Consider the following 10,485-nt stretch of genomic DNA (forward strand, 5'->3'; position numbering starts at 1 on the left):
AAAAAGGTTTATTACATTGATTTATAATAAGTCATTTTTAAGGGATAACTAACTTACTTGATTTATAGTTTCCTTTTTGGGAGTGACAATATGTTGTTGGGAAATTTTATTTGTCTCCCATTTTGAGTTCCTCTTTTATGAATTTTGAGGTGTATCCCTTTCCACTTTCTGCAACATTCTCCGGTGTTCCGCATACTACGAGTTCTCCTCCTCGTCTTCCTCCTTCAGGTCCAATGTCAATAATATGGTCGGCAAGTTTTATGACATCAAGGTTATGTTCTATTATTATAACGGTATTGCCACGGTCAACGAGTTTTTGCAATACTCCGGTCAAAATCCTAATATCCTCAAAATGCAGTCCGGTTGTAGGTTCGTCAAGTATGTACATCGTTCTGCCAGTATCTTTTTTGCTGAGTTCCGTTGCCAGTTTAACACGTTGGCTCTCTCCTCCGCTAAGTGTTGTAGATGGCTGTCCGAGTTTTATATATCCGAGTCCGACATCTTGTATTGTTTTTATTTTTCTCAATATATCCGGTACATTCTCAAAGAAATCAACTGCCTGATTTATAGTCATGTCAAGAACATCCGCAATAGATTTCCCCTTATATCTTACTTCAAGTGTTTCACGGTTGTATCTCTTTCCGTGGCATACCTCGCAGGGTACCATAACATCCGGCATGAAATTCATCTCAATGTTCTTATATCCGTTGCCTCCACATGCCTCGCATCTGCCTCCTTTAACGTTGAATGAGAATCTTCCCGGCTTATATCCTCGTATTTTTGCCTCGGGAAGGTTGACGAAAAGGGAGCGTATGTCACCAAACACTCCCGTATATGTTGCCGGGTTGCTGCGTGGGGTGCGTCCCAATGGTGTCTGATTGACACTTACTACTTTGTCAAGGTGTTCCGTTCCCTCGATACCATCATATTCCATCGGTTTTTTCAACGATCGGTAAAATTTGCGACTTAATATCGGTTGTAATGTCTCATTAACAAGAGTTGATTTACCGGAGCCCGACACTCCGGTAACAACAATGAGTGTTCCAAGCGGAAAATCCACTGTGACCTTTTTAAGGTTATTACCTCTTGCACCTGTTATGCGCAATGTCTTGCCATTCCCCTTGCGCCTTTCTGCAGGCACTTCGATGCACATCTCTCCCTCAAGATATTTTGCTGTAATGGTTTGTTTATCAGAAAGCATTTTGGCAGGAGTACCTTGAAATACGACCTCTCCTCCTTTTCTTCCGGCTTTAGGACCAATGTCAATAATGTAGTCTGCGGCAAGCATCATATCTTTGTCATGTTCGACAACGATTACAGTATTACCGATGTCGCGTAATTCTTTGAGAGACTTTATAAGCCGTTCATTGTCGCGTTGATGCAAACCTATACTTGGTTCGTCGAGAATATATAGCACATTAACGAGTTGAGAGCCAATCTGCGTTGCAAGTCTTATACGTTGAGTTTCTCCGCCTGACAGTGATGCCGACTGTCGATCAAGTGAAAGATAGTCTAGTCCCACCTCAAGCATGAAACTCAATCGTGTTTGTATCTCTTTTATTATTTCTGCTGCAATTTTATGTTGATTATTGTCAAGATGCAGTTTCGCTTCTTCAAGCCATTCTCGCAGTTCTCCGATGTCCATTTTTGCGAGTTGACTGATGTTCTTATTCCATATTCTGTATGACAGACTTTCTCTGTTAAGCCGTTGCCCGTGGCACTCCGGACATTCGCATGTTGCAAGAAACTGGTCTGCCCATTTCTGTGCGCTTGCACTCTCGTCGTTCTCCATTACGTTGCGCAGGTATTTTATCACACCGTTATACTCCACAAAATAGTCACTTGTGGTATGTACCACCTCCTTATCTATGCGTACGTTCTCAAGCGAGCCGTACATTACCTCGCTCATTGCCTCCTTGGGAATATCTTTTACAGGTGTTTTTATGTCACATTCGTATCTCTTAAGGATTGCATCTATTTGCCAGAAAATCATCTGTGACTTGAATTTGCCAAGTGGGACTATTGCACCTTGATGGATAGAAATATTGTTGTCCGGTATTACTTTTGCGAGATCAATTCGGTTTATCATTCCAAGTCCTTTGCATACACTGCAAGCCCCTTCGGGAGAATTGAATGAAAATTTGTTTGGTGCGGGGTCTCCGTAACTTATACCCGATGTCGGACACATAAGTCTGCGACTGAAATATTTTATTTCCCCGTTTTCCTTGTCCAATATCATTATCAATCCATCACCTTGCTTCATTGCAATGGCAACGCTTTTCTTTAACCTTTCATCGCTAACAGTATGACCTTCAGAATCTTTTGTGGTTTTCTTGACCACCATTTTATCAATTACCGCTTCAATGTTATGATTCTTGTATCGATCAACTTTCATTCCTCTTTCCACCTCGCATATCTCACCATCAACCCTTACATGCAGGTATCCTTTCTTTCGCAGACTCTCAAACAATTCACGGTAATGTCCCTTTCGATTCCTCACAAGCGGCGCAAGAATATATATTCGTTTCCCGGAATAATCACTATTTATCATTTCGAGAACTTTTTCTTCTGTATATCTTACCATTTTTTCGCCCGTCATATAACTATAAGCCGTACCGGCACGGGCAAACAACAACCGCAGGAAATCATATACTTCGGTAGTTGTTCCTACTGTGGAACGCGGGTTCTTGTTGGTGGTCTTTTGCTCAATGCTTATTACCGGACTCAACCCTGTAATTTTGTCAACATCGGGTCGTTCCATCCCCCCGAGAAAATTACGTGCATATGCCGAGAAAGTCTCTATATATCGTCTCTGTCCTTCTGCAAACAATGTATCAAAAGCAAGCGAAGACTTTCCAGATCCACTAAGTCCGGTAATAACAGTAAGGCTGTCCCGAGGAATTTCCACATTTATATTTTTGAGGTTATGCACACGGGCTCCCCATACATTTATCTTTTCCGATTCGTTGTTCATCTATGTAATCAGTTTTCCGTTATGCCGGAGTTCTCAACAAATCCTCTCAAAAGGTTTACGTCACGCCTTATGTTGTACTTCCTTCCATCAGAGCCGGTAGCCTTTACGAGTACAAAATAAGTACCTTGTTTAACATCTTTTCCGTTAAAAGTTCCATCCCATCCACCTTCTGGTGTGTCCCACTCGTATAGTTTCTGTCCCCATCGATTAAAAATATAAGCATGGAACTCAATGATGCTCTTGTATGTCTTGGCCTTGTAAATGTCGTTATATCCGTCTCCGTTCGGTGAGAATGCATTAGGCATGTCAAGCGAACTCTCGCTTATTGTTACCTTTATAGGTTCTGTTTCGTTCCAATACTCGTCGGTATATTCAATTCTGTCATTGCCCTTGGTGAATATTACATGGCAGACAACAGAGTGTGTTCCCGCATGATTGAAAGTATATTCTGTGTTTTCCTCATACCTTGTAAGAAACGGTTCTTTCTCACCTTCGCGTACGAAACGCCATTCATAGTGTGCTGAGTATTCCCCTTGATTTTTCGGGTTTGCCATGAAATGTGCCACGAGGGGTGCATCACCGGAGTAGTTATTGCTCTCCTCGTATTCACCATTACTATTGGTGAACCTCGCCGTAGGTTCAATTGTCGGTGTTTCATTTTGCGAGAAAGCAAGGATGTTTGCGCATAATATTATGCCGCAAAATGCCATTAAACGATATATTTTCATTATCTTTTGTTTTAATAGATGCAAAATTACAAAAAAACAGCGGTTAACTCAACTTTATTGCTTATTTTTGCAGAAAATTTAAGTAAGTAAATAAGAATTAAACAGATTATGATACATTTTTTCCGTTGCTCGTTAATGTTGGCATTCTTTATGGTATTTTACTCGGCAGATGCTCAAGTGACAAAGTGGAAAGATATGCACAAAGTTGTCAAAGGAGAAACGATATACGGTATATCCCGTAAGTATGGTATAACAGAGGAACAACTTCGTACCGCCAATCCGGAGATGAATACTCCCGGCTACAAATTAAAAAAAGGTAATTTTATTTTTATTCCATACGCTACCGAAGCAGAGGCTGTTGCCGCGGCAGACAAGGTCGTGACTCGTGGCAACGAAAAGGCAGACGTACGTAAGCGTGCCATAAGAATGGGCGTTATGCTTCCGTTGCATAATGTTGATGGAGACGGGCGACGCATGGTAGAGTACTATCGAGGTTTGCTATTGGCCTGCGATCAGATGAAGCGTGAGGGAATATCGGTTGATGTATATGCTTGGAATGTTGACATTAATGCAGACATACGCATGACACTGCTCAACAAGGGGGCAGAAAAGTGTGACATAATCTTCGGTCCGTTATATACGAAACAAGTAAAACCGCTTGTAGATTTTGCTAGTAAATATGGAATAAAGGTAGTAATACCTTTCTCAATAGAGAGCGATGCCGTAAAAAATTATCCTAATGTATTCCAAATATATCAAAATCCGTCGTTTCTAAACCAAGAGATAACGACACAGTTTGTCAAGCGTTTCGAATCATCTCACCCAATATTCATCGATTGTAACGACCCTGCGAGTACCAAAGGTAATTTCACTACTCTTTTGCGCAAGGAACTTGATACTCGTAAAATTGCCTATAACATTACGAACATAAATTCCGAGTGGAAGAATTTTGCACGCTCTTTCTTGTCGAACAAACATAATGTGGTAGTACTCAATTCGGAAAAATCGCCATGTCTTAATCGTGTTATTATGCGCATTGATTCGCTTCGGGCAGCCAATCCGCAACTTCAGATTACGTTATTCGGTTACACAGAGTGGCTTATGTATGCAAAATATAATATTGATAAGTATTGCATGTTTGATACATACATCCCTGCCCATTTTTACTACAACTCTGTTTCGCAAGCAACAAATGCCCTCGAAAGAACATATAAACAATGGTTTCGTACCGATATGCAGGACTATCTGCCGCGTTTTGCCATTACAGGCTATGACCATGGGACGTTCTTCCTTCGCGGACTGCATCGTGAAGGCAGTAAGTTTGCAGGTGTAACCGCAGATAAAACGGCATTACAAACTCGGCTTCATTTCCGGCGGGTAGGGAAGATAGGTGGATATCAAAACACAAGTTTTCTTTTCATTCACTACAACAAGAATCATTCTGTTTCCACAATTAATTTTTGATCCTTTTGATGATTGGAAAATTAAGATTACTCGTAATCATCTGCTGTCTGTCTGTGACAAAACTTGTTTTTTCACAGGTTGGCGAGTATCGTAATGACCTCAGCATTGGCATTAATGCCGGATATGTATTCAGCAATGTCTATTTCCAGCCAAAGGTTGGACAGAGTTTGCATGGCGGCATTACCGGCGGAGTAACGTTAAAATATGTCTGCGAGAAATATTTCAAGACTATTTGTGCCATTCAGGCAGAATTGAACTATGCCGGCATTGGCTGGAAAGAGAATATCCTTAATGCCAATAATTCTCCGGTAATAAATACCGTTACGGGTAAGGCAGAAGAATATGAACGAACTATGAATTACATACAACTGCCTATATTAGCCCATCTCGGCTGGGGACGCGAACATAACGGATTGCAGTTTTTCTTCCAAGCGGGATCTCAATTGGGCTATTGCATAAGCGAAAGTACAAAGACCAATTTCAACGTAAACGAAAGAAACGAAAAAGAAAGAGTGAACAATACTGTCGCACAGGATACTATGGCTATCGAACATAAGTTCGACTACGGAATTGCCGCAGGCATCGGAATGGAATATTCACACTCAAAGATTGGACGAATGATGCTTGAGGCACGTTACTATTATGGATTGGGGAATATCTATGGTGACTCGAAACGTGACTATTTCGGACGCAGTAATTTTGGCAACATCGTTTTGAAGTTCACCTATCTGTTTGATATAATAAAAACAAAACGTAAATAAATAACAGAATAAATCTTTTAACTAATTTTAAAAACGTACTATGTTTAAAAATCATCCCAAAGGTCTGCTTCAAGCAGCATTAAGTAACATGGGAGAGCGTTTCGGCTATTACATAATGAATGCCGTGCTCGTGCTTTTCCTTTGTTCAAAGTTCGGTCTTTCTGATGAGACAAGTGGATTAATCGCGGCATTCTTCCTTGCTGCAATCTATGTGCTTAGCCTTGTAGGTGGTATTATTGCCGACCGTACACAAAATTACAAGTCAACTATTGCGTGGGGACTTGTGGTAATGGCCGTAGGATATATTATCCTTGCCATTCCAATCCTTGCAACGCCTGATAACACCTCATGGCTTCTCAGTCTTACAATCTTCGCTCTCACGATGATTGCCTGCGGTAACGGCCTCTTCAAAGGAAACCTTCAGGCCATTGTAGGTCAGATGTATGACAACTTTGAGACTGATGCTGCTAAGGAAGGATCGGAAAAACTGAAATGGGCACAAGGACAGCGTGATGCCGGTTTCCAGATTTTTTATGTCTTCATTAACGTTGGTGCACTGATTGCTCCGTTCATGGCTCCTATGCTTAGAAGCTGGTGGCTAAAGAGTAACGGATTCTTGTATAATGCCGACCTACCCAAACTCTGTCATGAGTATATCAACACTGGTGGCAATCTTAAAACCGACCAGTTGCAGAACCTTACAGAACTTGTTGAGAAAGTAGGTGGAAGCACTGCCGACCTCGCTACATTCTGTACTCAGTATCTTGACATCTTCAACACCGGCATTCATTACTCATTCATTGCTTCTGTAGTGATGATGCTGGTATCGCTTATGATATTCATTGTTTCAAAGAAGAAGTTCCCGACTCCGAGTAAGAAGGAAGCAGTTGTGAGCGTAGAATACACAGAAGAAGAGAAGATACAGCAGGCTACTGAAATCCGTCAGCGCATGTATGCACTATTTGCTGTGCTCGGTATTGCCGTGTTCTTCTGGTTCTCTTTCCATCAGAATGGCCAGTCACTCTCGTTCTTTGCTCGCGACTTTGTGCGCACTGACACTCTTGCTCCTGAGGTATGGCAGTCTGTAAACCCATTCTTCGTGATTTCACTCACACCTATTATTATGTGGATTTTCAGTACTCTGACAGCACATGGACGTGCCATAAGTACTCCACGCAAGATTGCATACGGTATGGGAATTGCTGGTATCGCGTTCCTCTTCCTTATGATTTACTCAATCGTACAGGATTATCCTTCCGCAGAGACATTCACTGCTATGGGTGATACGGCAAAGGCTACATTGAAGGCAGGTCCTTGGGTACTTATCTTGACCTACTTCTTCCTTACTGTTGCCGAACTTTTCATCTCGCCACTCGGTCTCTCGTTTGTCTCTAAGGTTGCTCCTAAGCATCTACAAGGATTGTGTCAGGGATTGTGGCTCGGTGCAACGGCTGTAGGTAACCTCCTTCTTTGGCTTGGTCCGTTGATGTATAACAAATGGCCTATCTGGATATGCTGGTGCGTATTCCTTGCCGTTTGTTTGATTTCAATGGGTGTTATGTTCGGTATGGTGAAATGGCTTGAGAGAGTTACCAAATAATCATTGACATTCATCCTAAATAAGAGGCTGAATCAACATTTCTTATCGTTGGTTCAGCCCCTTTTGTTTTCCTTAACTCAACATTACTTGTTCTTTGTTAATTCGATTTAAATCTTATTTTGTTATACTCTAAAAAAACTATCTTTGTACAAAAATATAACACCTGCAATAAATACAGTAAATATATGCAAAGGTCATTTGTATTGTTTATGATACTCTCTTTTATGCTTGTTTCAAAGGCGCAGAGACATATTGTTGTAGTAGAACTTGACACGCATATTCCGATTGAAGGTGTCAGTGTGAAGGTTGATACGTGTTGCGCAGTGATTACTGACCATAAAGGAAAGGCAGATATATCGGAATTGTTTGAAACTGTTACTTTCAGTCACTTGAAATATCTTTCTGAAAAAATCAAATACGAGGAAATTACAGATACGATGTATCTTGTGGCAAAAAATATGATGTTACCGGATGTAATTGTAACGGGTAAAAATCCGGATCTTATGAAAGCAATGAAGAAGAATCATGAACGCATGATGCTTGAACCAAGAAGCACAAGTATATTAAAATTCGACTTTGCAAACATTATTGACCGTCGGGCAAGACGTGACCGCAAACATTATAAAAAGGCAAAGAAAGTATTAAGAGAATGGGATTTAAAGAATTAAATTGACTATCTTTGCAGCAACAATTTTGATAACAAGGCAGATGCAGGCAAAAGGGTTCGACCTGCCAAATGCCTTTAAACGATAAGTAGAACCCATGAAAATAATATGATAAAGAAAGTTTTATTCTTTGTGTTGTTCGTATTGTCGTTTGTGACCGTACAAGCACAAAGCAGTGGTAAAATCTATCAACCGGGAAGTGACGGACCATATTTCGAATACACAATCGAACAGGGAAAACCTAAGGAATACTATGATGCAGGCGGACCGGAAAGAGGAATGAGGGGAAACCTTGTTTATACGCTTTTGCGACTGAAACCACTTAATTCGGATTCACACATCACCATCGTTTTTGATGAAATGAATATAGACCAATTTGATGAATTGCGAATCTACGATGGTTTGATAGAACTAAACAACGAACCTAACGAAGACGGGGAATATGAATATGGATGGCCAAAAGGAATTACACCGAACACGACAATCAAAGGCAATCCGGCAACAATGCCGGTAATTGTGAAATCTGCATCTGCGGATGGAGCCGTATCTGTCGCTTTCTTTTGCGCTTCGGAAATGCCGGGTTGGAAAGGTATGATTTACTGTGTCAAGAACGGAGATCCGGAACCTGACGAAAATACTCCGACACTAACCCCAAATTTCACATTTCAGGTTGATCCCGGCATTGTATTGGACGAGGATGAAGAAGGAGAGAAAGAAGAATTGTTTGTAAACCTTGAGTTGAAAGGTATCAAGGAAAATCAGACAATACAGATTGAAGATGGTTATGGAAAGAGGGACTATACTATTGGCGCACAGGTAGCCAATACCGTAAAATTGGAAGTTGATCCGGGAGATTACATCAAAATTTATGGTGATCTTTCTATGCTCAATGCGGCTGCCAACAAGTTTACAAAAGCCGAAATAGGAAAGAATGAAAAACTGAAAGTACTGAATCTGAGTCAAAACAAGATACCGGCTGTTGACCTTACCAGACTTCCGGATTTGCGCGAACTATGGCTTACGGACAACAAAATAACGTCTATAGACATCAGCAATCTTCAAGAACTTGAAGAGTTCTATGGCAGTTATAATGAAGTTGGAGAATTACGCACTACCATGAATCCTAAACTTAGTGTCCTGTCTTGTGTTGGAATGGGGCTTAAGGAACTTAATTTGAATCTAAATTCTAATCTGGAAATTCTTACTGCCGGCAACAATGCATTTGAAACACTGCCGGATTTCAACAAACTTCCTTTACTCAGATCACTCGATCTTGAAAGTACGGGGATTTCGGATATTGACATATCAATGCTCCCAAAACTGAAGAGTCTCGACTTGTCGGACAATAATCTTACGGAGATTGACCTTACCCAAAACTCGTTCCTTAATACCATAGATTTGGATAAAAACAAATTTGATGCCTGTGCCATAAATGATGTAATGTACATGCTTCCACAAAAAACAGAAACTGATGAAGCTGTATTGAGAATGGCTAACAACGAAGGAACTGCGACTTGTGACAACACTCTTCTTGAAGGAAAGAATTGGAATGTGAATTTCAATGGAGATGCCACCGGATGCGAAACTGTACGTCTGCGTTTTGAGACAAACGAACATGGAACAATTTCCACAATGGTTGAAGGTAAACAGATACCGGAATGGACTCCTATCAAAAAAGGCAAGGAGGTAAAGGTTACGGCTTCCCCAATCAATGGATATGAGTTGAAAAAATTACTTCTGGATGGAGAAGAATTATCAAATAACACATTTAATATCAGTAAGTATGGAGTGTTGGCTGCTGTTTTCGTGTTGACAAGCGGTATGGAAAACATGGAAATTCCTACCGTAAATGTTGTAATTGAAGGTGGAAATGTCATAATAAAAGGACTTAAGGCAAATGAGAATTATCAAATATTCGACCTTTCGGGAAAACTATTGCACAATGACAAAATTGACATGAACGGATTTGCAATGGTTGCCATTCCGGCTGCAAAAACTATATTGGTACGTCAAGACAATATTGCCGTCAAGGTTATGAGATAGTTTTTTGTTTTAGTATATCTTTACGTAATCGGTCATTAAAGACTTTTTAGCAGCCTTAATAACCGATTACGTTTTTTATCTACAATGTTAGTCGTTCCTTAAAAACTATATTTCAGCGTGAAGTTTGTAAAATCGAAGTTCACGCTGATTTTTTTTTATAAGCCACAAAAGAACTCTCATTGCTCTTTTGAAGTTATACGCCGCCGCAGCCAACATTATATTTACGGCATCTCCTTTCACACCTTTATAA

The 10,485-nt window shown here is 40.6% G+C and carries 7 protein-coding genes; 5 read left to right on the plus strand and 2 right to left on the minus strand.

The annotated features are described in order from the left end of the window. Positions 1-106 precede the first annotated feature (106 nt). Together uvrA and EII32_RS08385 are read right to left on the minus strand one after the other, a co-directional pair. Positions 107-2,974, minus strand: a complete 2,868-nt coding sequence (uvrA, locus tag EII32_RS08380) for an excinuclease ABC subunit UvrA (protein ID WP_125234978.1) — start codon at positions 2,972-2,974, stop codon at positions 107-109. 8 nt (positions 2,975-2,982) lie between these two features. Continuing rightward, positions 2,983-3,702, minus strand: a complete 720-nt coding sequence (locus tag EII32_RS08385; protein ID WP_125234979.1) for a gliding motility-associated C-terminal domain-containing protein — start codon at positions 3,700-3,702, stop codon at positions 2,983-2,985. Between the two features lie 108 nt (positions 3,703-3,810). Here EII32_RS08385 and EII32_RS08390 point away from each other — a divergent pair, with 108 nt between their 5' ends. The 5 genes from EII32_RS08390 (at position 3,811) to EII32_RS08410 (ending at position 10,235) form a co-directional block, all read left to right on the plus strand. Further along, positions 3,811-5,166 carry a LysM peptidoglycan-binding domain-containing protein gene (locus EII32_RS08390; protein ID WP_125234980.1) on the plus strand — a complete coding sequence of 452 codons (1,356 nt, stop codon included), beginning with the start codon at positions 3,811-3,813 and terminating at the stop codon, positions 5,164-5,166. Positions 5,167-5,174: 8 nt separating this feature from the next. After that, a complete protein-coding gene (locus EII32_RS08395) occupies positions 5,175-5,927 on the plus strand; it encodes a porin family protein (RefSeq protein WP_125234981.1) in 753 nt (250 codons plus the stop codon). A gap of 40 nt (positions 5,928-5,967) precedes the next feature. After that, positions 5,968-7,527 (plus strand): peptide MFS transporter, encoded by a 1,560-nt coding sequence (locus EII32_RS08400; protein WP_125234982.1) that lies wholly within the window; start codon positions 5,968-5,970, stop codon positions 7,525-7,527. 224 nt (positions 7,528-7,751) lie between these two features. Continuing rightward, positions 7,752-8,195 carry a hypothetical protein gene (locus EII32_RS08405; RefSeq protein ID WP_125234983.1) on the plus strand — a complete coding sequence of 148 codons (444 nt, stop codon included), beginning with the start codon at positions 7,752-7,754 and terminating at the stop codon, positions 8,193-8,195. Between the two features lie 105 nt (positions 8,196-8,300). Further along, complete coding sequence (locus EII32_RS08410; RefSeq protein WP_125234984.1) at positions 8,301-10,235, plus strand: leucine-rich repeat domain-containing protein; 1,935 nt, start codon at positions 8,301-8,303, stop codon at positions 10,233-10,235. Positions 10,236-10,485: the final 250 nt, after the last annotated feature.

Source organism: Prevotella sp. OH937_COT-195 (assembly GCF_003932845.1).
Classification (GTDB): domain Bacteria; phylum Bacteroidota; class Bacteroidia; order Bacteroidales; family Bacteroidaceae; genus Prevotella.

What these genes read in the sequence shown, in the direction of transcription:
- uvrA (WP_125234978.1), bottom strand. Translation starts at nt 2,974, where the DNA reads ATGAACAACGAATCGGAAAAGATAAATGTATGGGGAGCCCGTGTGCAT.
- EII32_RS08385 (WP_125234979.1), bottom strand. Translation starts at nt 3,702, where the DNA reads ATGAAAATATATCGTTTAATGGCATTTTGCGGCATAATATTATGCGCA.
- EII32_RS08390 (WP_125234980.1), top strand. Translation starts at nt 3,811, where the DNA reads ATGATACATTTTTTCCGTTGCTCGTTAATGTTGGCATTCTTTATGGTA.
- EII32_RS08395 (WP_125234981.1), top strand. Translation starts at nt 5,175, where the DNA reads ATGATTGGAAAATTAAGATTACTCGTAATCATCTGCTGTCTGTCTGTG.
- EII32_RS08400 (WP_125234982.1), top strand. Translation starts at nt 5,968, where the DNA reads ATGTTTAAAAATCATCCCAAAGGTCTGCTTCAAGCAGCATTAAGTAAC.
- EII32_RS08405 (WP_125234983.1), top strand. Translation starts at nt 7,752, where the DNA reads ATGCTTGTTTCAAAGGCGCAGAGACATATTGTTGTAGTAGAACTTGAC.
- EII32_RS08410 (WP_125234984.1), top strand. Translation starts at nt 8,301, where the DNA reads ATGATAAAGAAAGTTTTATTCTTTGTGTTGTTCGTATTGTCGTTTGTG.